General features: G+C 43.9%; 22 protein-coding genes. 4 read left to right on the top strand and 18 right to left on the bottom strand.

What is annotated here, in order from left to right:
- Positions 1–59: 59 nt before the first annotated feature.
- Positions 60–833: a 23S rRNA (guanosine(2251)-2'-O)-methyltransferase RlmB gene (rlmB, locus tag ACKI39_RS04360; RefSeq protein WP_407398025.1), complete on the top strand. Its 774-nt coding sequence runs from the start codon at positions 60–62 to the stop codon at positions 831–833.
- A 94-nt stretch (positions 834–927) separates the two neighbouring features.
- On the opposite strand, the gene ACKI39_RS04355 is transcribed toward rlmB, so the two are convergent.
- From ACKI39_RS04355 to ACKI39_RS04315, 9 genes are all read right to left on the bottom strand, one after another.
- The gene (locus ACKI39_RS04355) at positions 928–1,629 is read right to left on the bottom strand and encodes an ABC transporter ATP-binding protein (RefSeq protein ID WP_407398023.1); all 702 of its coding nucleotides are present in this window, start codon (positions 1,627–1,629) and stop codon (positions 928–930) included.
- A gap of 9 nt (positions 1,630–1,638) precedes the next feature.
- Positions 1,639–2,403 (bottom strand): ABC transporter ATP-binding protein, encoded by a 765-nt coding sequence (locus ACKI39_RS04350; RefSeq protein ID WP_318691693.1) that lies wholly within the window; start codon positions 2,401–2,403, stop codon positions 1,639–1,641.
- Positions 2,396–3,415, bottom strand: coding sequence for an ABC transporter permease subunit (locus tag ACKI39_RS04345; protein WP_318691694.1), 1,020 nt, complete (start codon positions 3,413–3,415; stop codon positions 2,396–2,398). The genes ACKI39_RS04350 and ACKI39_RS04345 overlap by 8 nt, the downstream gene beginning before the upstream one ends.
- A 2-nt stretch (positions 3,416–3,417) precedes the next feature.
- Complete coding sequence (locus ACKI39_RS04340) at positions 3,418–4,287, bottom strand: ABC transporter permease subunit (protein WP_407398020.1); 870 nt, start codon at positions 4,285–4,287, stop codon at positions 3,418–3,420.
- Between the two features lie 103 nt (positions 4,288–4,390).
- Positions 4,391–5,638 carry an ABC transporter substrate-binding protein gene (locus ACKI39_RS04335; protein WP_407398018.1) on the bottom strand — a complete coding sequence of 416 codons (1,248 nt, stop codon included), beginning with the start codon at positions 5,636–5,638 and terminating at the stop codon, positions 4,391–4,393.
- A 46-nt stretch (positions 5,639–5,684) separates the two neighbouring features.
- Positions 5,685–6,311 (bottom strand): cytidylate kinase-like family protein, encoded by a 627-nt coding sequence (locus ACKI39_RS04330; protein WP_407398016.1) that lies wholly within the window; start codon positions 6,309–6,311, stop codon positions 5,685–5,687.
- A gap of 13 nt (positions 6,312–6,324) precedes the next feature.
- A complete protein-coding gene (locus tag ACKI39_RS04325) occupies positions 6,325–8,052 on the bottom strand; it encodes a nitrilase-related carbon-nitrogen hydrolase (protein ID WP_407398012.1) in 1,728 nt (575 codons plus the stop codon).
- A 116-nt stretch (positions 8,053–8,168) separates the two neighbouring features.
- Positions 8,169–9,209, bottom strand: a complete 1,041-nt coding sequence (locus ACKI39_RS04320; protein ID WP_407398010.1) for a response regulator transcription factor — start codon at positions 9,207–9,209, stop codon at positions 8,169–8,171.
- Positions 9,210–9,343: 134 nt separating this feature from the next.
- Positions 9,344–10,255 (bottom strand): carbon-nitrogen hydrolase family protein, encoded by a 912-nt coding sequence (locus ACKI39_RS04315; protein WP_318691700.1) that lies wholly within the window; start codon positions 10,253–10,255, stop codon positions 9,344–9,346.
- A gap of 254 nt (positions 10,256–10,509) precedes the next feature.
- Here ACKI39_RS04315 and ACKI39_RS04310 point away from each other — a divergent pair, with 254 nt between their 5' ends.
- A complete protein-coding gene (locus ACKI39_RS04310; protein ID WP_407398008.1) occupies positions 10,510–11,610 on the top strand; it encodes a hypothetical protein in 1,101 nt (366 codons plus the stop codon).
- Between the two features lie 279 nt (positions 11,611–11,889).
- Here ACKI39_RS04310 and ACKI39_RS04305 read toward each other — a convergent pair whose 3' ends face one another.
- On the bottom strand, positions 11,890–13,917 hold the full coding sequence (locus tag ACKI39_RS04305) for a glycoside hydrolase family 53 protein (protein WP_407398006.1): 2,028 nt from the start codon (positions 13,915–13,917) through the stop codon (positions 11,890–11,892).
- Between the two features lie 157 nt (positions 13,918–14,074).
- Here ACKI39_RS04305 and ACKI39_RS04300 point away from each other — a divergent pair, with 157 nt between their 5' ends.
- Positions 14,075–16,195 carry a lipase family protein gene (locus ACKI39_RS04300; protein WP_407398004.1) on the top strand — a complete coding sequence of 707 codons (2,121 nt, stop codon included), beginning with the start codon at positions 14,075–14,077 and terminating at the stop codon, positions 16,193–16,195.
- A 6-nt stretch (positions 16,196–16,201) separates the two neighbouring features.
- Here ACKI39_RS04300 and ACKI39_RS04295 read toward each other — a convergent pair whose 3' ends face one another.
- The 8 genes from ACKI39_RS04295 to pyrE form a co-directional block, all read right to left on the bottom strand.
- Complete coding sequence (locus ACKI39_RS04295) at positions 16,202–17,020, bottom strand: GNAT family N-acetyltransferase (RefSeq protein ID WP_407398002.1); 819 nt, start codon at positions 17,018–17,020, stop codon at positions 16,202–16,204.
- A gap of 2 nt (positions 17,021–17,022) precedes the next feature.
- Positions 17,023–17,685, bottom strand: a complete 663-nt coding sequence (locus ACKI39_RS04290; RefSeq protein WP_407398000.1) for a septal ring lytic transglycosylase RlpA family protein — start codon at positions 17,683–17,685, stop codon at positions 17,023–17,025.
- Positions 17,686–17,768: 83 nt separating this feature from the next.
- Entirely contained in the window at positions 17,769–18,872 is a 1,104-nt protein-coding gene (locus ACKI39_RS04285) for a 30S ribosomal protein S1 (RefSeq protein ID WP_318691705.1), read from the bottom strand.
- A gap of 89 nt (positions 18,873–18,961) precedes the next feature.
- On the bottom strand, positions 18,962–19,714 hold the full coding sequence (locus ACKI39_RS04280) for an ABC transporter ATP-binding protein (protein WP_407397998.1): 753 nt from the start codon (positions 19,712–19,714) through the stop codon (positions 18,962–18,964).
- Complete coding sequence (locus tag ACKI39_RS04275; RefSeq protein ID WP_407397996.1) at positions 19,711–20,697, bottom strand: FecCD family ABC transporter permease; 987 nt, start codon at positions 20,695–20,697, stop codon at positions 19,711–19,713. The genes ACKI39_RS04280 and ACKI39_RS04275 overlap by 4 nt, the downstream gene beginning before the upstream one ends.
- A 39-nt stretch (positions 20,698–20,736) precedes the next feature.
- Positions 20,737–21,585 (bottom strand): ABC transporter substrate-binding protein, encoded by an 849-nt coding sequence (locus ACKI39_RS04270; protein WP_407397994.1) that lies wholly within the window; start codon positions 21,583–21,585, stop codon positions 20,737–20,739.
- 2 nt (positions 21,586–21,587) lie between these two features.
- A complete protein-coding gene (locus ACKI39_RS04265) occupies positions 21,588–22,325 on the bottom strand; it encodes a hypothetical protein (protein ID WP_407397992.1) in 738 nt (245 codons plus the stop codon).
- Positions 22,326–22,621: 296 nt separating this feature from the next.
- Complete coding sequence (gene pyrE, locus ACKI39_RS04260; protein WP_407397990.1) at positions 22,622–23,293, bottom strand: orotate phosphoribosyltransferase; 672 nt, start codon at positions 23,291–23,293, stop codon at positions 22,622–22,624.
- A gap of 117 nt (positions 23,294–23,410) precedes the next feature.
- On the opposite strand from pyrE, the gene ACKI39_RS04255 reads away from it, so the two are divergent.
- Complete coding sequence (locus ACKI39_RS04255) at positions 23,411–24,769, top strand: hypothetical protein (RefSeq protein ID WP_407397988.1); 1,359 nt, start codon at positions 23,411–23,413, stop codon at positions 24,767–24,769.
- Positions 24,770–24,780 lie beyond the last annotated feature (11 nt).

Genomic DNA, 24,780 nt, shown 5'->3' with positions numbered 1-24,780 from the left:
TTCAGCATTATTTATACATGGCGTAGCTTTTTGCTGCGCTATTTTTTTAAGGTACAGATATGGCACAGAACATCTATACAGGATTCCACGGCGTTGAGGAAAAGGTTCGTCGTTATTCCGTTTCAAAGCCTGAAGGCATTGTTCCTCATGTTTACTATTCAAAACCTGGTCCACGCATCAAGAAAATCATCGGCATGGCAAAGGAAGGCGGCATTGAAGTTTCCCTTGTCGACGGCAAGCAGCTTGATGCAATGTGTGCAGCCCTTCCACCTCAGTCACGCGACCACCGCGGAATAATCCTTGTCGTAGACGGCGAAGAAGAAAACGCAAAGAACATCGTTGCATTGGAAGAATGGCTTACGGTCTGCCCCGAAAATGCAACCGTTGTGGTCCTCGACAGCGTAACCGACCCTCACAATGTCGGCGCAATACTCCGTTCATGCGACCAGTTTGGTGCAAGCCTCCTTGTAATTCCAGACCACAGAAGCGCAAGCGACGTAAAGGACAATGAAATCATCGCCCGTACAAGTGCAGGTGCTTCAAGCTGGGTAAATGTCGCCAAGGTTTCAAATCTTGTCCGTTCGGTTCAGATGCTCAAGGAATGCGGTTTCTGGGTTTACGGTGCAGATGCAGGCGGAACATCACTGCAGGAAATCAAGTTTGACAGAAAGACCTGCATCATCATGGGAAGCGAAGGAAGCGGAATGAGCCGTCTTCTTGAAGAACAGTGCGACAACATCGTTTCCATTCCCACATGCGGAAAAATCGACAGCCTGAATGTTTCAGTCGCAGCAGGCGTATTGCTGTATGAAAGGTACAGACAGGCACTGTAAAAAAAAGAGACACGGAACACCAGGGGTCGTTTGATGCTCCGTGTCAGGGAATATAAACAGGCAGGTTCCATATAAACGGAGTCTGCCTGATTTTTTATACGGAAAGGAACTTTGTTACGTAAGATTCGTCGTTGATCTGTTCCTTTGTCAAAGGTTCAATGATGTGCCCCTTGTCCATTACATATCCCCTCTGACTTACCTGCTGGATGAGTCCAAGGTGCTGCTCGATCATCATGACCGTAAGACCCAGGTCGCTGCTTACCTTCTGAACGATTTCACCCATCCTGTTTACGATGTTCGGCTGAACACCTTCGCTCGGCTCGTCAAGAATCATGATCTTTGGCTTGTTAACCAAAGCACGTCCAATTGAAAGCATTGCCTGTTCTCCACCCGACATGGTTCCTGCCATCTGGTTGCGGCGTTCTCCAAGACGTGGAAAGTAATTGTAGATTCTGTCGTAGGCTTCTTCCTTCTGTGCTTCGTTTATGAGCGCACCGATTGTAAGGTTTTCATGGACTGTAAGCTTTGGAAAAATACCGTGTCCCTGTGGAACATAGGCAATTCCGGCCCTTGCCCTTTTGTAGGCGTTTGTCTTTGAAATGTCCTTGTCTCCGTCAAAAATAATCTGTCCTTCCATAGTTGGAAGAATTCCGATTACAGTCTTGCAGAATGTGCTTTTTCCAACACCGTTACGACCGATGACGGAAACGATTTCACCTTCCGCAATTTCAAGATTCACATCATTCAATATCTGTACCTTGCCATATCCTGATGACAGGTTAGTAACTTTCAGCATGTCAGCCTCCTACTGCTTTCCAAGATAGATCTGGACTACTTCTTCATTTGAAAGAATCTCATCAAGGGTTCCTTCCGCAAATTTCTTTCCGTGATGAAGAACCGTTACCTGCTTTGCGATTGCGCGGACAAAGTTCATGTCGTGCTCAATGAAGAGGATTGTCATTCCCTGGGCATTCAGTTCCTTTACAAGATCTGCAGTAAACTGTGTCTCTTCAGGACCAAGACCTGCTGCAGGTTCATCAAGGAAAAGGATGTTAGGGTGACTGGACAATGCCATTGCAATTTCAAGCCACTGCTGCTGTCCGTGGGAAAGGTTCTTTACAAGAGGATTTCCCAGGTTGTCTATCTTTACAAGCTTTATGAGCCTGTCGATTTCCGCATCAAGATCCTTTTTAGGAATGAAGTTCTGTGCTGCAATCACCATGTTTTCCCTCAAGGTAAGGTCAGGATAGACTCCCGGAACCTGCATCTTGATGGAGATGCCCTTTTTGACAACTTCATGGGATTTCATTCCCGTAATGTTGTGGCCGTTAAGTTCTACCCTTCCAGCTGACGGAGGATAAAGTCCCATGATTATCTTGAGGACAGTTGTCTTTCCCGCACCGTTCGGTCCGATAAGGCAGTGGATGTCTCCCTGGCGGACAGTAAGGTTGAAGTCTGTAAGGGCTGTGATTCCACCGAATCTTTTTGCTATGTTTTTAACTTCCAATACAACGGGTCTTTCTGACCCTGGTCTTTCAGACCCTCTTTCTGTTTCCTGAATCTCACTCATGGCAGAATCTCCTCATAATCTTTTCATCAAGTTTTCCAAAGAGAGCCTTAAAGAGTCCCTGAGGAATAAAGAGGACTACAACTACAAGTGCAAGGCCAAGGATAAGGAGTGAATAGCTGCTTCCTGATCCTGTAAGAAGGTTGTTTGCAAAGTAGTAGATGAATCCAAAGAGCATTGCTGCTACAGGACTTTTCTTTCCGCCTGATGCAACAAGGATTACAGGAAGTGTTGCCTGTGTGATGCTCATTGAAGAAGGAGATACATATCCACCCCATGATGCATAGAGTACGCCTGCAAAAGCTGCGATGGCACCGCCGATGCTGAATACGATCATCTGAATTTTTGGAACGTTGTAACCGAACATGCTGCTTCTCTGACGGTTTTCCCTGACGGCAACCATTGTATAGCCGAACTTTGACTTTTCAAGAATCTTGAAAACAAGAACCACTGCGAAAACCACGATTGCACAGAAGTAGTAGAGTGAAACTCCCTTGAGCTTAAGGCTTCCAAGGTAAAGCGGTGAAATCTTTGTGATTCCGTTGTACCCGCCAAGAAGGATTTTCCCCACATGCCATTCAGGACCCGCTGTCTGTCCAAAGAAGGTTGAAAGGGCAAGGGTAATGCACTGTGTAAGGATTCCTACAAAAACATCGTTTACTCCGCCGTAGAACATGAAGTAACCGAGGACCAGGGCAAAGAGCCAGACAATTGCAATTGCAAGCAAAGCTGCCACAGGAGTCATTGAATGGATTCCCATGTTGCCAGAAATTATTGCGTAGCTGTAGGCTCCAAGACCGTAGAAGGCTGCCTGACCAAAACTGAATGTTCCACAGTATCCCCAGATGAACACGATGCTCAAGCAAAGAAGGATACTGTTGAAAAAGTTTGTATAGATCTGAATTTTATATGCTGATGTTGCTGCCGGAAGGATCATGAAGAAAGCAAACATGAGTACTGCTATCAGGTTTTCTGATTCACTTCTAAAAGAACGGCTTATTGATTTCAAGTTCATAGTTAAACCCCCTTGCGGATTTTTTCAACGAGACCAGAGAATCCGCCTGGAAGAACACGGATACAGATGATTGCCGCAACAAGCATTGCAATTTTTCCGATGAATTGTCCCTGTTCAAGAGAAACGATTCCGCTGATGACGCCGAGAACTGTTCCAGAAAGGAATGTTCCGATGAGCGGATTGCCACCACCTACAACTACAGTTGTGAATGCCTGGATGATGAAGCTGTCTCCAAGTATTGGAGAAACTGCCATTACAGGTGCATAGAGGGCACCGGCAAGGCCTGCGATTCCAGCTCCGATGGCAAAGGTCATTGAATATTCAAAACCTGTGTTGATTCCAAGTGCCTTTGCAACTTCTGCATTCTGCATTGTGGCGCGTGAATAAAGGCCGAACTTTGTGTAGTTGAAGAACATGTAGAATGCAACGAGCATTACTATTGAAACTACCACAAGAACAAGTCTGTACACTGAAAGAACATTGCCACCCAAGGTAACCGAACCAAGCGGCATTGATACAGACGGCATTGTAGATCCGAAGATGATCTGTATGAGCTGCTTCATGACAAGGCTCATTCCGTATGTGATTACGATTGAATCCATAGGCCTTGAGTGAAGCTTTGAGATGATCAGTTTGTGGATCAAGATGCCAAAAACCGTCACTCCAAGAACTGCAATAAGTACGCTCAAGATGAACGGAATTCCCGCCAGAGCGCTTATTGTAAAAATGTAGGCACCAAGCATGATGAATTCACCGTGTGCCATGTTGATGATGTTCATCATTCCAAATATGACAGCAAGACCTATTGAACTCAGAATAAGAAAACTGAAGCTGTCTATTATCTGGTAAAGGTATGAAATTACTATATCCATTTACGACCCCCTGATAGTGAAATGGCGCGTTAAACCCTGGATAAACTTTGGATTCAACACGCCATTGTGTTCAATAAAACTCTTCTCCTATGTTTTACTTACCTTAGTTTCCGTCTGGAGTGTACTGAAGGTTCTTAGCGTTCTTTCCTTCCTTTGCAAGGTCAACACCAAGGCTTTCGATGAAGTTTGACTTAACACCCTTGAAAGTATTGATAACCTTGAGTGTGTGGTCCTTTTCAACTTTACCTACGGCAATGTCACGGATTGTGTGGTGATCCTTTCCGTTGATTACAGCCATTCCGCCTGGACCGTCAAAGCTTACTCCGCTTTCAAGAGCTGCGATGACTGGTTCAACATCTGCTGTTCCTGCCTTTTCTACGGCAGCCTTGTAAAGGTAAACTGATGTGTAGCATGTTTCAGCATCCCAACCCATGTACTTTACAGAAGGGTTTGCTGCCTTAAGGTCTGCAGTAAATTTCTTTGCAGCAGGTGTTTCAACTTCTTCGTAGTAAGGAGCACCTACATATACGTCTGCCATTGCAGGAGCTTCAAAAAGCTTGTGTTCACCGTTGATTGCAAGGGCACATGTTGTAACGATAGGGATTTCAGCAAACTTGCTGTTTGACCACTGTTCGTAGAATGACATATGTGCAGCACCTGTACAGAATGAAATGATCATGTCTGGCTTTGCAGCGTTGATGTTTGCAATTGTAGAGCTGAACTGGCTTACACCGAGAGGAATGAATTCAGTCTTTACAACTGAACCTCCGTTGCGTTCAACAGCCTTCTTTGCCCACTGTGAAGAAATCTGACCGAAGTTGTAGTCGGCTGCGATGATGTAAACCTTTGCACCTGCAGGACATACATCCTTCATAAGGTAATCTACAGTTGGATCAATCTGCATTTCTGGGATTGGACCACAGCAGAATACGTAGTGGCTTGCAACACCACCTTCATATTCCTGGTTGTAGAAGTAAAGTGTTTCATTCTCTTCAAAGATTGGGCGGATTGCTTCGCGTGATGCACTTGAAATACCTGCGATAACCATGTCTACCTTGTCTTCAAGACAAACCTTTCTTGCCATTTCCTGGTAGATTGTGTTGTCTGTCTGTGTATCATACTGAATCAGTTCAATCTGCTTTCCATTGATACCGCCTGCAGCGTTGATTTCATCTACAGCAAGCTTTGTACCGATTGATGCCTGGATACCATAGCTTGAAAAGTCTCCAGTAACGTCTGTAAGGATTGCAATCTTGATCTTGTCAGATGCAGCCTTCTTTCCACCACAGCTTGTAAAAGCCATGATTCCTGCTGCCAAAAATCCCAATGCAACTTTTGTAATTCTCTTCATAAGTCTACCTCTCATTGTTTATTTTCATCTTCCCGATGAATGACCCCTACAAGAGTCCTTTAGCCTTGACTGATTCCACAATCAGCTGAACGCAGTTCTCAATTCCAAGTGTTGATGAATTAAGACACAGATCATAGTTCAACGGATTGCCCCACTCCTTTCCAGTGAAGTATTTGAAAAAGTCATAGCGGTATTTGTTTGTCTTTGCTATGAGTTTCTTCGCCTCACTTTCACTGATGCAGTTCCTGTCCATGATGTTTTCCACGCAATACTGTTCGGAGGCAACAACATTTACCTTCACAACATTAGGGAATTCATCAAGGATGAAGCTTCCTGCGCGTCCCACCACAATAAAGGGTTCTCCCTGATTGTAGATGTCACGAAGGACCTTGCTCTGATATTCAAAAAGATTTTTGTTTGACAGAAAATCTTCATGACCTGGTGTATATACCTCACCGCGGTATGCGGCGGTACTCTGACGGAAAATCCTTCTGTTCAGCTTTTCATCCATTACGTTGAACAAAGCCTCGCTGATTCCGCTTTCCGAAGAAGCAATGCTCAGAAGTTCTTTATCGATGAACCTGATGTTCAGCTGCTGAGCAACACGGCGTGCAATTTCTCCACCGTCGCTTCCCAAAGTTCTTGCTATCGTTATTGCAAATCTCTTAGCCATTTTCACTGCTCCCTTACATTACCAGCGGGTCGTACCACAAAGGCTGTCTCATTGAAACAAGATCCTTTCTGCGGACAACATTTGTCGGATATACGGAATCTGGAGAATTGCCTGTATCAACTGTCATTGAAACAAGCTCCTCTTTGTCTGCACTGCAGATCCTTTCATCGCGTGGGAACTTGAAGGTATCAGGACCAAAGATTCCGCTTCTGCCGAATGCCTTTGATGAAACTTCGTTTGCAAAAAGCATGTAGCAGTTGTTTTCTCCACCGCGGACCCTCCAAAGGTGCCAGTGGATTGTTGAATATCCCTTAGGAATCGGATAGTTGTGTCCGGCTGTAGTTCCCCTGAGTCCGTATGGAACAGGACAGTCTACGCTTGAAGGAGCAGCAAGAATGTCGCATCCAAGAAGTGCAAGGATTCTTCCTGTTTCTGGAATCAAGGCATCAGTACCGATCATGAGCCCCACTCTTCCGCATGGAATGTTGCAGTAAACGAAGCCAAGGTTTCCTTCCTTTGCCCATTTCTTGTCTTCCTCGCTCAAGTGGATCTTTCTGTACTTTCCTTCAAGACCGTGTGGACCTACCATGAATGCGCTGTTGAATTTTTCGCTGCCGTCAAGTTCTGCAGCACCGAACACAATGTAGATTCCGTTCTTCATGGAACAGTCAATCAATGCATCGATTTCTGCACAGCCTTCTGTCAATGGAGAATCCTTTGAGGCAAGGGCAAGTTCCGGGAATACCACAAGTTCACTTCCTGACTTTGCTGCCTCTTCCGATTTTGCAATTATCTTTTCAAGGTTTGCCTTGACATCAGCTGAAGGTGACATCTGACAGACAGTCACTAGACTCTTCTTTCCCTTTGGAAGCGGATCGTGTCCGTAAAGGGGATGGAAGTCCAATGGATTCCAAAGGTATGGATCCCTCAAAAGATCCATGTACTGCTTTGGACGGCGGCTTTCGAATTTTGCCATTCCGTTTTCAAATTTCTTTTCGCGTGCTTTTTCAAGACTTACAGTTCCGTATACGATTGTCTCTTCGCTGTCACAATAACTCTGCAGAGTTCCGTCTGGATTGATGAGACAACTTCCGCCTGAAAATTCAACGGTGCGTTCAAGACCGATTCTGTTTGATTCAAGAACATAGCAGCCGTTTTCATAAGCCCTGTTGATCCAGTATGGGGCAGGAGTTTTTTCTGCAAGCCAGTTGCTTATGTGGACGATTACATCTGCACCGCGCACACCTTCAAGACGAGCCGTCTCAATGAAGTGGATGTCCATGCAGATGAGCATTCCGATTTTTCCGATGGGAGTGTCAAAGACAACGTGGTCAAGATCACCCTGCTTTGTCCATTTAGGTTCTGAAATGTATCCGTGAGTTTTTCTGTGAGTTCCGACAACACCGTCAGGACCAATAAGGGCTGCACTGTTATAGTAGGCACCAGTCTTTGTGTTTACTTCAGGCATGCCGACTACAATGTAGCAGTCATATTTTTTTGCAATGTTTCCAAACAAGTCTGTAGTAGGACCTGGAATCGGCTCAACATAAGGTTCAACTTCTTCCCTGTCGTACCAGCAGTAACCTGTAGTTGCCATTTCAGGAAGGGCAATGAGTTTTGCTCCGTTCTTTGCGGCTTCTTCTACAAGTGCATACTGCTTTTTAAGATTGTTTTCTTTTTCGAACATCTTAGGCTCGCAGTTGATGGCTGCTACCTTGTATTCTTTAAGTGCTTCAATCATTTTCGACCCCCGTCTTTTTGAAGATGGCCAAAGAATATCCTGATTGAAGCACTGGTAATTATAGGTTTTAGTCAGATTTTATATGAGAATTTCCACATCCTGCTTTCCAGAGCCGCTTACGACTTTGCATAGACCACAGGAGTCATTCCGGTCCTTTCCTTGAACAGCCTGCTGAAGTAAGCAACATCTTCAAAGCCAAGTTTTGCCGCAACCTGGTTCACCTTGTAGCCTGAACGACGCAAAAGAATTTTTGCCCTCTCGATTTTTGCAAAGGAAACATAATCAATGAAGCTCATGCCCGTTTCTTTTTTAAAGAATGTGCTCAAGTATTTTTTGTTCATGAGAAAATCACGGCTAATGTCTTCAAGGCTGATTGAATTCTCTATGTTCTCAAGAATGTAAACCCCGATGTTTTTTAAAACCTGATTTTCCGTACTCAGATTGAACTTGTTGAATTCGTTGTACATTTCCTTAATCCTGAACCTTGCAACTTCAATAAGTTCTTCCATGGAATTAAAAAGCTGATTTCTTATGCTGCAGATTTCTTCAAGCATTGAAAACTTGTTTATGTAAGGTTTTGATTCAAGGCATTTGGCCGAAATATATTTGAGGATGTGGTTGAATTCAATGTCCAGTTCCGTAATGGAAAAATCCTGCTGCTGAATGTATTCCATGAATTCATAGATGACACCGTCAATAAGCCAGGCACCGCTGTTGATTGCCTTGACGATTGAATCTGCCTTGAAGGACCAGAAATAATCATGCTTTCTTTTAGACTCAATGAATTCCATTGCCCTTGTAATGCAACCAGAAATCTTCTGTTCATCAACAGGCTTCAGAATATAGTCGAAAACTCCGCCACGAATACCTTCAACTGCGTAGTCAAATTCTGCAAAACCGGAAATAAAAATTACAACGGGACAGAGGTTCTCCCTCTTTATTTCCCTAAGAAGAGTAATTCCGTTCATTTTGGGCATGTTGATGTCCGCAAGGCACATGTCGACTTTTTCACGGCGTAGAATTTCCAGAGCTTCAAAACCGTTCTGGGCTTCACCCACGATTTTAAAAATTTTCTTATCGCTGAAAAAATTCAACCCCGCAATCTGTTTCCTGCACAACCTGTTGTCATCAACAATCAGAATCGAAAATGTAGGCATTTGTTTCTCCTAAAAAAAAAGCGACGCGCACAAAAAGTACGCATCGCCTTTGACACTGTCCTAAGGAGGATTATAAATTCGGAACAGTGCCAGCTCTTGTATATTTAAGCAATGAATTCATTCATAACTAAAATTTATAGCCATTCACCGTCTGCGCTGAATTCCTTTGGCTCGGCAATCTTGGAATAAGCAATGGGCCTTCTGTCCTTGATCATGTTGAGACCAAAGAAACCTACATGCATTGCATCGTAGCGGTCTTCCTGAATGCTTTCAGTTTCGTAGTAAACGATGCCTTCCTTTGTTCCTGTAGACGCAACGATTTCACCGCGTGGGTTTACGATGTTGCTGTTTCCAAAATAATTTCCCTTTCCGGTAATTCCAACCTGATTTGCAGAAATGAAGTAACAGCAGTTTTCCATGGCACGGACACGGTCATAAAGATCATAGATGTAGAATGATCTGTCCTTGCCGATATCTTCAGGTTTTGTTTCAAAAGTATCATAACCCCATGCAGTAGACATGACGATTACTTCAGCTCCCTTGAGTGCAAGAGTTCTTGTGCTTTCAGGGAACGACTTGTCGTAGCAGATGAGCATGCCGATCTTTCCGATGGCAGTATCAAATACCTTGAATTCATTTCCTGGAGTATAGATGTGGAGTTCATCAAATGGATTGTGAACCTTGCGATAATTTCCAACAAGCCCTTCAGGTCCAACAAGAGCCATTGAGTTGTATAGAACCCAATCCTGATCCTTGTCTTTTTCTGTATATCCAAAAATTATGTATATGTTCTTTTCTTTAGCCTTCTGCATGATTGCCTTAAAGCATTCACCTTCACCGGCGATCTCTGCATTCTTGTACTGGTACATGAAATCCGAGCTTTCCATCTTAACAAGGCTTGTAAGATACCCCTGAAGACTCTGTTCTGCAAAAACTACAAGGTTAGATCCGTTTGCAGCAGCTTCATCAATATACTTGAAATATTTTTCCAAATTCTTCTTCTTATCAAAAACACAGTTGATTGCTGTAGTTGCCATCTTAATCATAATCGTACCTCTCGTGGAAATTAAGTATGGCTTCTTTATATATTTAAATCAGATGAAAAAGTGATGGAATTTTTCCATTTTTACCATGAATAAAGTTAGGTTGAAGCAAATTGAACCAGGAGGTTCCCTCCTGTTCCCAGCTGATCCTTTTCCTCAAGCTTTGGATATCGGCTATGCCTGTTTTAAGAATTTTTCTTTTGCTGTTTTCATTTGTATGCTATGATTTAAATATAAAAAGTTTAAGGAGAAATTTTATGAAGTGCCTAATTAAAAAATTATCAAGTTTTACGGGTTCGATGCTATTGGTCTTACTATTTGCCGCATGTTCATCAGAAAGTTCAAATTCAGTATATGAAGAACAAGAACATGATCAGGTTCACACCAACGTTTTTAAGACTACAGCAGTATTTACACCTAGCAAAGAAAAATTCTTAGACATTTATAGAAAGTATTTAAGTTATGGAAGTGTAAATATTCAAAGCTATACTATCAACACTGTTGATAATACAGAAGCACTAGGTCCAATTAATTTTAATAACAAACGGCAAATTCGCAGTAATTATGGATATTATGTTGATAATGTGTGCTTAAAATATCCTGATGAATTCGGTGATGTATCAGAAATATCAGTTCTTCCAAATGGTCAGGTTTACATTAAAGCTTTCAATGGAAACTACATTAAAATTGCAGAATCAGAGAATGCCTCATCTATAACAGATTTAATCACAATTTCACATACCTTACCTTTGGATGAATCTAAGTATGAACTTGATGAACACACGAATGAATATGTTAGAAAAGGGCATAAATCAAAACAATGTATTGAAAGTGGATATCACAGGTGGATTTCAACAAGCTATAGTATGCCTAATTGGGTATGGAAAGAAATTTCATTCGATGATATATATCAAAAAATATACTCAACTAATGAATCGCCTGTAACACCACCAACAGCAAATACAATTGAAGACAAACTCAATTGTGTAAAAAATGATCTAGAAAAAATTCGTTATAGACTAATTAATGCTGATATATTTTTTACATATGATTCAGAACAACTTAAGTTCTGGATAAAAGCAAATGATGGATATTTTCTTCAATCGAATTATGATGCTATACGTCTGGATGAAACTATCAATAGAATCTCATGCGAAGATTTAAAATCTACAGTAATTATTCCCCGAAAAGGCTATGTATTGAAAAAATCCGAATTGAATCTTTCCGCGGATAATGCCAGTCACTTTAGAGGCACAGAAGAAATCATATTAAAATCCATCAACAGCGAAAATTATGACGGAAAGGCCGTTTTATATACTAAGCCAGAAAATGGAGAAATCTGCTACTTAGTATATTAGCATCATATACCCGTTGATTCCCCATACCCCATCTGATAGAAAATGCCAGTTTTCTGTTAATTGGGGTATGAGGTAAAGGGCGCCTCGGAGAGGCTTTGGTACGGTTCCTGACGCAAGCAGATTTTTTCTACCCTTCTCCCATATCCCAAGCTGATGTTAATTTCTTTTAACAGCTAGAAAAAGCCTGCGTAGTCAGGGTTTGTCCCAAAACGCGACTTGCAACCGAAGGGCGCACCGGAGCGGCTTTGGGACAGTTCCTGACGAGAGCAGGCTTTTTTATTACTTTACAAACAGAAAATTGACATCATCGCAGACCAGCCATGCACCGTTGGCACCGTCTTTGGCATACTCGGCTGCCATGCGGACTTTAACCGTGATGCTATCAACGGAATCATCAACCTTAACGCTAGGAATTTCCACACGATCAAATTTTTTCCACTGGTTTGGAATTACGGCATCAGCCTTGAAAGCAACAGTCTTTCCGTCCTTCTTTTTTACTTCAACCAAAAGATAGGACCCGCTTGGATTTTTAATTCCAGTTCCTTCAAAGGAAGCAAAGCATTTGTATTCACCCTTATCAAGACCCTTAAGCTCCTGGCTCAAGGTAAAATCAAAGTTGTCAGGTTCCCAACCCGTTGCATAGCAGAGCCCTTCCTTTGCATTCTGGTTGTTCTTGTCTACCTTAGGATTTCCCTTTCCAAGATCGTTTGTAACGGTCCAGCCTTCAAGACTGCCCTTTTCAAAATTTCCATTTACAAGAAAATTGCTTGCCGTAACATTCACGTAGCATGTAACATCATCGCCCTTTTTTGTCTTTCCAGTAACTTTGTATTCACCAAAATCAGGATGAATCAAAACCACTTCAGCCTGTGCCCTGTGCCAATCGACGGCCTCATCAACAACGCTTCCGTCGTTATAGGCAACCTTTGCAGTTGCAGGAAGTTCATTCTGTTTTCCGTAGGCAAATTCCACGCGTAGATCATCGATGTGAACAACCTTAAGCTCACCTTTTGATCCTGTGCGGGCATAGTTCCATACATTGATGCTGTCCAGAACCTTTCCGTCAAAATCAAAGAATGCCTGATTGTCCCAGGTTCCGCCGTTGACCGCAGACTTAACTTCCTTGTCATAATCGCGTGCATTGAAAGTTGCCCAGCCACTTCCGTTCTGAGCCCAGCAGTTCTGGTTGTAGGCAAGAACTTTTTCCGCATCACGCTTAGAAAGATCAAAGTGCTTTGGAGGAATCCATGCAGGTTCCCAGTAGAACACGCCGATTCCCGCACCCTTGACCTTTGCAACTGCCTCGATTACATCGCGGACTGCAATTGCCTGCCCTTCAACTGTAAGTGGATATTTAAATTCCTGGTTTGCCGACATGGTTGAAACAACATTTCCAAATCCATCTCCGTCTTCATCTGTAAACGGATAGGAAACTTCCATGACCATGACTTTTTTATTGTAGAAATTCGAAAGCTTGCGGAGAACAACCGAAAGCTTCTTTACATCACCGTGCCAGTAAGGATAGTAGGAAGTTCCAAACACATCGTAATCGACTCCGTATTTTTCAAGCAATGAAGCCTTGTGCTCAAGATAGCCTTCGGAAAGAGGATCAGTATAGTGAACTGCAATCTGAATGTTCCTGTCAAAATCGCGTACTGCCTCTGCTCCTGCCTTTACAAGGGAGCAGACCTGTGCATCGTAGATTTCACCGCAAAGCCCGTTGTTGATTTCATTTCCAACCTGAACCATGGAAACCTTAACTCCTGCCTTCTTAAGTTTCTTAAGGCTGTCGGTAGTAAATTCCTTTATTGCCTTCTGCTTTTCTTCAAGGCTGAACTTTTCCCATCCCTTTGGTGCCGTCTGCTTGTTAGGGTCTGCCCAGAAATCAGAATAGTGGAAATCGATGAGGACCTTCATTCCGGCCTTTGTCGCTCTCTTTCCAAGCTTGCATGCAACTTCAATGTCGTTAGCTCCGCCGCCGTAGGTTCTTCCGTCTATAGTATTTGGATTGTTCCATACACGGATGCGGACAGCATTTGCACCGCCGGCTTTTAAAAGTTCAATTGGATCAGAAGTCATTCCCTTTGCGTCATAAAATTTTGCACCGCCTGCTTCAACGGACACAAGGGAAGAAATGTCCACACCCATATAAAAATTTTCCGGAATATTGCTTACCGGAAGAACAGTAATTTTTTCAGATTGCGGATTCACTGTCACCGGGGATTTTTTCAGGCTGCAGGAACCAAACAGAGAAAGAGCCATTACTCCAGCAATAACAAGATTTGCATTCAGAATTGTTTTTTTCATTTTTTACCCCGAAAATACATGAATTTATCAACACGCGTTGATATGATAGAGTATATCACACTTTCTTTCAGATGCAAGAATTATATGACCAGCCTGGGCAATGGATTTGCGCAAATTGCAGTATTAAATTATCCCACAATGGAATATAATGGCCGCAATGAAAAGAATCATACTTGCCGTTTTTTCCCTGTTTTTCTCCCTTGCTTCCATCCATTCGGAAAAAATTCCTTTCACATATATTACTCCTGGCCATAGGACTAAACTCCCTGTCGAATGGAATGAAAAATGGTTTGGTGAATCCTCATCCTATAGCTATCATCATGGCATCGCAAGATTCGCCTGCTTTCTTTCTGCCACCGCATACAGCACGGAAATGATAGATATTAACTATCGTTTGTTAGGTATCTCCCCAGACAATATTGAGCTCCACTATGATGTAGACTACAACGATTCCCTCTGGGGAAATGACCAGTGCGCCTTCAGCATTGCCTCAAAGGACATAAACAGCGCAAAAGGAAAACAATCGTTAGTTATATTGAACATCCGCGGAACTCCTCTCAACGCCAACGAATGGTTGTCAAACCTGAACATCAACGACAGCTCCCAGACGGAGGATAAGATACACAAGGGCTTCGGAAGGGCCTCTGCCATAATACATACGGCATTGATTTCCTACCTGTTGCGAAACAAGATCGACCCGACCGATTCATACATCCTTATTACGGGACATAGCCGTGGGGCTGCAGTATCAAATCTCCTTGCAAGAACTTTATACGATGACAATTTCTTCAAGCCAGACAACTGCTATGTCTATACCTTTGCCTCTCCAAACGTGACGACCTTTGAAGACGCCCACAACAAGGAATATGATTTCATCTGGAACATCGTCAATGCAGAGGACATAGTTCCAACCTTGCCTTTCTACAGAAACAACTGGCATTTCATGAAATACGGGCATACCCTCGCTCTTTCCAATTACACCAACATGGACCAGAGCAGATTCGATGATGAAATTCTCCCAGAGATAAACAGGCTGTACAACAGCTTTTTCGACAGGGATTACTGCCCCTTCTACACGGGACCTTTCATTCCAATCTACATCACCCGTATTGTTTCCCATTATGTTGGAAATGTTGAAAAATTCTACAGAGGTTTTTCTGGTTTGCACAGCAAGGCAGTCAACCTTATGTACAGGATTTTCCCTTCATTCAAGGAAGAAATCCAGGAAAAAAAGAACAGGCAGAAATCCCGTCTGGTAGAAAAAATGAAGGAACGCATCGACGAAAAAAGAGAAGGCTTCACCGACTACATGGCAAAGGCATTTACCGACATGCACCAGATTGAAACCTATCTTTCATTTCTCCTTGTCACTGAAGAAGAGGATACCTATTCCGATGAAGACTACACCCTTGTAGTTCTTGACGGAGCAATAGAAGCAGCGGTTTTTGACAGCAACCGTCAGATCTACCTCAAGGTCATGGAAGGGCTTGTAGGAATTGAAAACCAGACCATTCCTGTCGCCGCAATTCCAACGGCAAGCAAACAGCTTCTTGTAGGAGTTCCGTCAAACATGGAATTTGAGATGTTCGTTACGGACGACACGGTCCTTCTTTCTCCTGCAAAAGTCTATCTTGAGCATTTCAATTCAGCGGGAATATATAAAAGCACTACGGAAGCCCAGAGAATCTACCTAAGCATGTACAACGCAAGCAGGTTCAAAATAGGAAATGAAGCCGTAGATAAGCCTGGGATCCGCGAAGAAAAGCTTACATTAAAGCAAAGGAAAGAATATGTTGACCTTGCGGACCTGAAGCCGGACCATCAGGTAAGATTCTATCCAGAATTTTCATTTGGAACAAATAGAAACCTCACCATGGGAATCCATTATGGAATTCCTGTCCTATATGGGACAGCCCTCATCAACTACGATCTTTCAAAATGGGACAGAGGCGTGGATATCCTCGGTGGGTTTGGACATAAGACGGCCTTCTACGGAAGATATGCCCTTGATACTGAACTTCTTGGAAAGATGTGCATTTTTTCTTCTAGGGCTGATGTTTCCGAAAGAGCTTCATTTGTCCCAGAAGTAAGGTTTTCTTTTTCCCGCAATCTTATCGCGCACTCAAACAGCTTTCTTGCATTTGCCTTTGACCTGAACATAGACGGATTCAATGACAGCGCCTTTGAATCAAACGCACGCAAACGAACCTTTGACGGAATAAGAATCAACCAGAAATTCCAGCTATATCCTTCCATTCAGCTTGGAATACGGTTTTGACGGCAGCTACTTGAGATATACGATTTTATAGGTTCCAGAGATTCCAAAGCCTGCCTTTTTGTAGGCATTGTATGCTGGTATGTTTTCCTGACGGACAAGCAAGGTTGCCTTTCTTCCGACTTTCTCAGCGATGAGGGCAATCCTGTTCACAAGCTCCGAAGCATAGCCTTTGCCACGTAGATCATTTCTTGTGTAGACTCCTGAAATCTGTATTATCTTGTTTGAGAACATGTTGATGTTTGCCTTTGTATAGATGTCGCTGTCATCGCCCACCGCATATACAGTGTTGTTCCTTACAGCCTTGTCGAGATTCATTCTTTCCAACGGAAGATTTATTTCCTTCCACGCAGGAAGAACTTCCTCACGGCAGAACCCAGTCTGAAGGGGCATAAGCTTTTCGCAGTCTTCCACTCCGCAGACAAAGGTTCGTGGTCCAGATCCATCGATATATACACGGCCATCATATTCCATGAGGAACATGTTCCTGATTTCCTTTTGTTCATATCTATTCTTGAGAATCCTTTCCACTTTGAGAACATCGCTTTCCTCTCCGTGGATGCAAAAGACCTTTCTGTTCTTAAAGAAATCAGAGATCATCTTCTTGATTTCCTTATTCCATTTTGGAATGCAGCAGACAAAGGAGTTTCCCCTGGAAAAAGAAAATACACCCTGTATGTCATCCCCCATGATGGCGTAGACACTTTCATCCTTGAGCAGGATCTTTTCATAAAGGACGCTGCAGAATTTCTCATGGGGAAGAACAAATTTTTCAAGAGCGACGAACAAAGGCTTCTGCTCGGATACATGGATAAGTTTTAACGACATTTTTACTTCTTCCTTTCCTTTACCAGGGCATTTTTAAAACCCTTGAGCTCAAGCCGCTCCACAATCGATGGAACATCCTTTCCGTCAACCTTTATCACTAAAACTTTAGTATTGCTTCCTGATTTCTGTATTGCGACATTCTTGAATTTTGCCTTTAAGATTTTTCTTGCATATTCACGGGCATTGTTCTCATCGGAAAAAGAGCCCAGCTGAATGTCATAGAGCTGTCCGCTTTTAAGTACAAGTTTTTTTGCAGACTGGGATTTTGCAGCAGTTCCTTTTGAAGGAGTAAGTGGAATTTTCTGGGCCTTTGCGGCAGACACTGCACTCTGCTTTGTGTTTGGACCCATCTTTACGATGTGGATTTTTACCTTTGCGGTACCTGTCTTTATCATTCCAAGCTTTACGGCGGCACCCTTTGAAAGATCTACTTCACGGCCTGCAACGAAGGGTCCTCGGTCGTTTACGCGTACATCTACGCTCTTACCGTTGGCATAGTTTGTGACTCTGATGATTGTATTGAAAGGGAGGGTCTTGTGGGCACAGGTCATGTCATACATGTTGAACCTTTCGCCGTTGGCAGTCTTTCGCCCGTGAAATTTTTCAGCGTAGTAAGATACGACAACCTTGTCCTTGTACAGTTCAAGGCAGAATGCTTCGGACAAAAAAAATACCGACAGCAAGAATATGACAAACTTCCTCATACTCCCATTGTCGGTATTTTCCTATAATAAGTTAAATTTATCGCTTATTTCTTAAGGAGGGCTGCGAAAGGATTGTATGTCTCGCCGTCATCATCATCGCTGTGAGATGACATGTATTCCTTTGCGTTGTCCTGTTCTTCGTTTGAAACAACTGTGCTCAAAGAAATGCGCTTTTCATCTGTATCGATTTTTTCGATGATGACATCAAGAACATCACCTGGATTGAAAACCTTCTTGAGATTTGTGTTGCGTTCAACATTGAGCTTTGAAACGTGAACAAGACCGTCAACGCCGTCTGCAAGATTAACGAAAACACCGAAGTCTGCAACGCGGCTGATCTTTCCTTCAATCTTGTCGCCAACACTGAACTTGTCTGCAACTGAATCCCATGGATCTGCTTCAAGTTCCTTTGTTGAAAGGGAAACTCTTTCGTGCTTCCAGTCTGCCTTGATGATCTTTGCCGTGATTTCCTGACCAACTTCAAGAACATCTGCAACGCTGCTTACGCGAGTGCGGCTGATTTCTGAAACTGGAAGAAGTGCCTGGAATCCGTTAAGGTCGATGAATGCACCGTATGATTCAATTGACTTGACTGTACCTGTAACTGTCATTCCCACAGTGTATTTTTCAGCAAGGGAAGCAAGTTCAGCAGCGGCCTGTTCCTCAAGGAGAACACGATTTGAAACGACAATGTTCTTTCCGTCGTTCTTGAATTCTGTGATCTTGAACGAAAGGTGCTGGCCAACATATTCAGAAGGTTCCTTTCTCTGGCGGTAACCCATCTGGCTGAATGGACAGAAAGCGCGTGTTGTTCCGAGCATAACTTCAAATCCACCCTTGATTTCTCCCTTGACTGTTCCTTCTACAGGGATGCCGTTCTTATATGCATTTTCAAATACTGAATTGTCACCCTTTGCAGAGCTTCCTGCAATCTTTGTCGTAAAGTGGAGTTCTTCGTGCTTTCCGCCAACAAAGTAAACCTTGATCTTGTCGCCTTCTTTTACAGTGATGTTTCCGTCTGCATCCTTGAAATCTGCAACATCAACAAAGCCTTCACTCTTCAAGCCCAAGTCGATGAATACTGTGTCACCGCTGATCGCTACAACTGTAGTCTCTACAAGCTGTCCTGGTTCATATAATCTTTTCATAATGATTTCCTTTGGTACGATTTTTTAAGAATTGTGATAACAATATAGTAGGAAAAAGAGTTTTTGTCATTAAGGCTGAATCCATAAATTCACCTGCAGCAGGCTTGAATCACGCCCAGCAATGGATGTCTGTAAACCTGCATCGGAATGCCATAGGTCCGCTCAAGGTTTTCCCTGGTCATGACCTCTTCCACTTTTCCCGTAATTTCCCGTGAACCTTTTGGAAGGAGCACCATAGTGTCGGCTTGAAGTGCGGCAAAATTAATGTCATGGATCGTGGCGCATATTCCCATGTTTCGCTCAACGGCAAGACGGTGGAGCAGCTCCATCAATTCATTCTGATAACCAAAATCAAGGTTTGCCACAGGTTCATCAAGAAGAAGATATGACGGTTCCTGGGCAAGAGATCTTGCAAGCCGAACCTTCTGGAATTCACCACCGCTTAGACTCTGTACCCCTTGTTCTGCAAGGTCTTCTATCTGCAACCATTGAATGACCTCATCTGTCACCATCCTGTCCCTTCTGGAATAGAATCCGCTGAAACCTGTGTGGCAGTACCTTCCCGTAAGGATAAAATCCCTGACACCATAGTTCCACGCCGCCGTCTCATTCTGTGGCATATAGGCTATTAATCTGGCCCTATCCTTTGGGTCCTTTATTTCAGGACTACACGAAGAATGAAGACAGCGAAGCAAGGTGGACTTGCCGCTTCCATTGGGACCTGTAAGAACAGTAATCTGTCCCCTTTCCACCATCAGACTGACACCATAAAGGACCTTTTTGTCCCCATAGGAAAAATCAACCTTATCCACAGAGATTCTTTCAGTCTTGTCTGCGTTCATTCTGTACCCCTTTTCTTTGAAAGTAAAAGCGACAGGAAGAATGGAACTCCCAGTATGGCTGTAACTGTACCCACTGGTATTTCTCTTGGAGGCAGAACACATCGGCAAAGGGTGTCAGACAAAAGAAGAACAACTGCACCCATCACCATGGAAAGAGGTACAAGCACTTTTGCCTGGGTGCCGTAAATCTTACGGACCATATGGGGAGCAATCAGTCCCACAAAACCTATGGTTCCACCAGCGCAGACAGCCGCCGTTGTTGCAAGGGCACCTGACAGAAGCACCTGTATCCTTAGGACAGGCAATCTGAGTCCAAGGGCAAAAGCCGCTTCCTCACCTCCGCAAAGAAGATCCAGATGTCCCATTGCAATGATGAAAAGGATGCAGGCCACAACCGCAACTGGAAAAATCAAAAGCACTTCATTCCAGCCGCGACCAGAAAAGCTTCCAAGCATCCACATGTACATTGAAGATATCCTTTCGGTGTCGATGGAAAGGATTATTGAGGTCAATGCCGAATACAAGGTTCCAAGGGAAACTCCGCACAGTAAAAGGACAGAATTCAAGGAATGCCGTGAAAAAAAAGCAAGGGAAACTATTATCGTTCCGCCGAGGATTGCTCCAGTAAAAGCGCCAAGATTCAGCAGGGTAAGTCCTGCCACACCTACAGCTGGAACAAGACAGACAAAGGAAACAGCACCAAAGGTTGCCCCTGCGCAAAGTCCAAGGATGCCAGGCTCCGCAAGGGAATTACGGAAAAACATCTGGAACACGGCGCCGCTGCCTCCAAGCATCGCTCCTGCGATTAGACATAGCAGGGATCTTGGAAGGCGAAGGTTGAGGAAAATATTGTTCGCAACGGAACCTTCCGTAAGCATTTCAGAAACACAAAGCTTCTGTGCTCCTAAAAAAAGAGAAAGGGCAAATGACACCGATAGAACAATCAGTGAGAGAAATATTGAAACATATATTTTATTCTTCATGGTTCCTCCCCATGATGCCAGCAGAAAGATCCGCTGCCTTTACCTGATTGCGTTCTTCAGTTCCTCAACCGCATCCACGATTCTTGGACCAGGTCTTGAAACAACATCACCGTCAACTAGATATACCCTTCCGTTTTTAACCGCTGGAATATCCTGCCATCCTTTTCTTTCCATCACCGCTTCTGCCGTCACACCGTTCTGACGAGGTATGATTATTACCTCAGGCTTTGCCGCTATGACCGCTTCCTCGCTTATCATCGGATATGCTTCATCCAGAGCGGCAAAGATGCTGGCACCTCCTGCATAGGAAATGACATCGCTGACGAATGATCTTCCTGTGCTCATGTAGGGAGCATACCAGACCTCGTAGTAGACAGGCACTGCATATTCATACAGTTGTCTGAGTGGTCTATGTGATTCCACATAACTTTTTCCATTCTCAGCGCAGCCCACCAGCACAGAAACTTCTTCCATCTCATCGTAGATTGCATCCACAGTTCCAGCAGAGGAAAGGTACACCTTTATTCCAAGGCTTTCCAACGGCTGAACCAGAAAATCATGCATTCCCTTTGCCCCGTAAACAAGATCTGGTCTGCATGCAACTATGTTCTCCACGCTCAGCGTCCTGCCATCAAAACCACCGACAGAAGGCAGCTTCAGAACTTCAGGCGGATAGTCACAAAAATCGGTACGGGCAATGATTTTTTCACCAGCACCTATCGCATGGAGAATTTCTGCTCCTGCAGGTGAAAGACAGACAACCCTTGAGGCAAAAGATTCCTTAGCTGCTTTTGGACGATGCAAGCTGCAGGCCGTAATCAATGCAAGACAGACCAACCCAGCCAGACATAAGGGCTTGAACCCTTTACTTCCTCCATTGTTTTTCAATTTCAAACTCCGTAAACTTCATTCTTATGCCTTGTGCCTATCTGATGCAGGGCATCGCTTAATGAAACTTCTGGATTCGTTTTTCCGAATGCCTTAAGGTCGCAGCTGAAGCGTCCCATGGAAAAATGATTCAGAAGGAACACCTTGTCCCATATGGAACTGTCCCCGTAACTTTTTCTGAGCTGGTCCTTGTATTTGAGGAATACACCGCCTTTCTTAAGCTCGCTGTGTCCAACAAGCCAGAGCTGGCATTCCTTGCCAAGACCCATATGAAGCCTTGCGGTAATCTCCGCGCACTTTAGCTGGCTTTGTTCTATGAGATCACGTATTTCTGGGCCACCTTTTTTTGCAAGTTCCTTAAGTTGCTTTGTCTTTGCCGTATGGATCGGAGTCTTGTTCATTATGATGGTCTTCTTTCTGAAGTCCATGTTAAGCTCAGGATTTTTCTTAAAGAAGTTTTCCGCAACGATGCCGCTTTTTCCTACAAAATAGCGGTTGTTCTTTGCCAGCTGCTCGTCCTTTCCAGGATTGTCCCCTATGACTATCAGGTTTATTTCGTCTTCCTTTGTGATTTCATCGTACGCTCGATTGAACACAATGCTTGTCTCAACGCTATAATCCTTGCCTGCAAGCTCCTTCTGCAACGGCAAAAGTTTCGGAGCCAGCTTGCCCCATTCTTCACATAGGGATCTATATTCATCACGAAACCAGGAAAATGCCTTCCACTGCTCGTCTGTCATGGATTCCGTCTCCTTGCCTATAAAAAATGGGTACAGAGTCTGCACCCATAAACCCCGCATTCCCTGGCGCGGAAGTTACTAAAGATATTGATCACTAGGAATTCAAGGCTTCCGCCTTCTTACCTCTACCACAGCATTCACGAAATGCCCCAAGCATTTCGTGGCGCGGAAGTTACTAAAGCCCCTGATTACTAAGAGTTCAAGGCTTCCGCCCTTCTACCTCTACCGCAGCTTTCACGAAATGCCTCAAGCATTTCGTGTGCCGAAAGTTACAAAAGACCTAGATCACTTTATAATCAAACGCTTTCGGCACCCCACTCAGCATAGTAGGCGTCTATTTCCTTTACAAGCTCAGGCGTAAGGACTGTCCCCGTCAAAGCTTCCTTTACTTCCTTCATCGTAACGATGGCACGGGCTGGGAAACCGTATTTTTCCGTAATCGTATCAAGGGCACTCTTGCTGCAGTCAGCAGATGCCTTTTCCATTCTGTTGAGGGAAACCATCTCGCCAACGACAGTAACCTTTGCCTGCCCAGTAACGATTGGATATGTTTCTTCAATAGATTTTCCCGAAGTGGTGACATCCTCGATGATGACAACCCTGTCGCCGTCCTTAAGTTCAGACCCAAGGATCGCTCCCTTGTCTGCACCGTGATCCTTAACCTCCTTGCGGTTTGAGCAGTAGCGGATCTCCTTTCCATAAAGCTTCTGGTATGCGATTACGGTTGTTACGGCAAGGGGAATTCCCTTGTACGCAGGTCCAAATAGAACATCAAAATCATCACCAAAGTTAGCGTGGATTGCCTGGGCATAGTATTCACCGAGCTTTGCAAGCTGGCTGCCTGTAACATAGGCTCCTGCGTTCATGAAGAAAGGTGATTTTCTTCCGCTCTTGAGAGTGAAAGAACCGAATTTCAAAACCTGGCACTGAACCATAAAATCAATAAAATCTTTCTTGTACTGTTCCATGGGGTCTAGTGTACCACTTTTCACACGACATTGCGAGCGCAACAAGGGATCCCCCCTAGTGACTAAGATGACACAAAACATTAAAATGTCAGACATTATTAAGGGAGGTTCTTTTTTATGAAAAAGACACTTATTGCTTTTGCAGCATCAGTACTTTTCTCTGCTGCAGCTTTTGCACAGGTTCTTCCATCTCCTATGATGAAGAATACTTTCTGGACTGGAGTCGGCAATCCTTATGTCGGCGATACAATGTTTTACGGCTTTACAGACACAATGCAGGCTCGTTTTGACACCAAGGACTTCATTGTAGAAGGAATGCTCAACACAAGCTTCCTTGCAAACTACAACAACAAGGGAAACGTAGACAACTTCGTATTCGGAACATCAAACCAGAACGCTCTCAGCCTTCACTATGGTAGAAGCGGAATCTCTAGCGACAACACAGTAAAGGGCGAAGCTAGGTTGCTTGATGGAGAATACAGCAACGCAGTAAACTCATCAAACACTACACAGGATTCTTACTATGTAAACTTCCTCTACCACATCAACGAAAACTTCGATGTCGGTGTAGGAACAAAGCTCAACTGGCAGGTTGGTCCTTGCCCACGTTACGGTGCATGGCTCTTTGAACCTGGTGCACATTCCCGCCAGGGTGGATTCTCTACAAGCTACGATGACAGGGGCGGAGTTAGAACTCAGACTTCATCGGAACTTGTACATTCATACAAGTTTAATGTACATGCTGCAGGAAACAGACCTGGTACAGCAGATGTTGTTGGTTTTGTTCCATTCGCAAACAAGTATGCAAAGCGCGCACTTGGTGTAAGATTCAAGACTGACAAGAAGAGCGACATCGGACTTGAACTTGGCGTTGCAATTCCAAACGGATTCAACACAGATGATCCTGCATCAAACTTCGGCGCAAAAATCACTCCATGCGACTGGCTTTCCTTCAGCGCAGCTTTGGAAGGAGCCTTCGACCAGCAGGCAAACTTCTACACTGGTGCTACAATCGGCATGAAGAACTTCGTGCTTGATGTATACTTTGCCGCAGACAGCCTTTTCTCTGACGCAAAGAACGATGAAGCATACGGAATCGGCGCTTCAATCACATTCATCATTCCTTCAACAGACATTACTTTAAGACCGGAAGCAGGCCTCAACTGGTTTGAAGACGACAACTACTCAAGCGCATTCTACACAGGCGCAGAACTTGACCTTCCTCTTACAAAGGAATTCGAATTCAACCTCTGGGGATCATTTGCTTCAGGTTCAAAGGATAAGAGATGGAAGGACTACTCTGCTACAGATGACTGGGACGGTGGTACCATCTTCGACATCAAGCCTGGCATCAAGTTCATCTACTCAAGCCATACAACATTCAACGCATACCTTAACATTGAAAGCCGTACAGCCTTCGACGGACACAACAGAAAGGCTTGGTCTAGCGGACTTTTCATGACATACATTTTCTAAAAAACAACAAT

The sequence above is a fragment of the Treponema sp. genome (assembly GCF_045641405.1).
Taxonomy (GTDB): domain Bacteria; phylum Spirochaetota; class Spirochaetia; order Treponematales; family Treponemataceae; genus Treponema_D.
The sequence above is the reverse complement of the archived record's forward strand: the minus strand, read 5'-3'. Positions and strand labels throughout refer to the sequence as shown.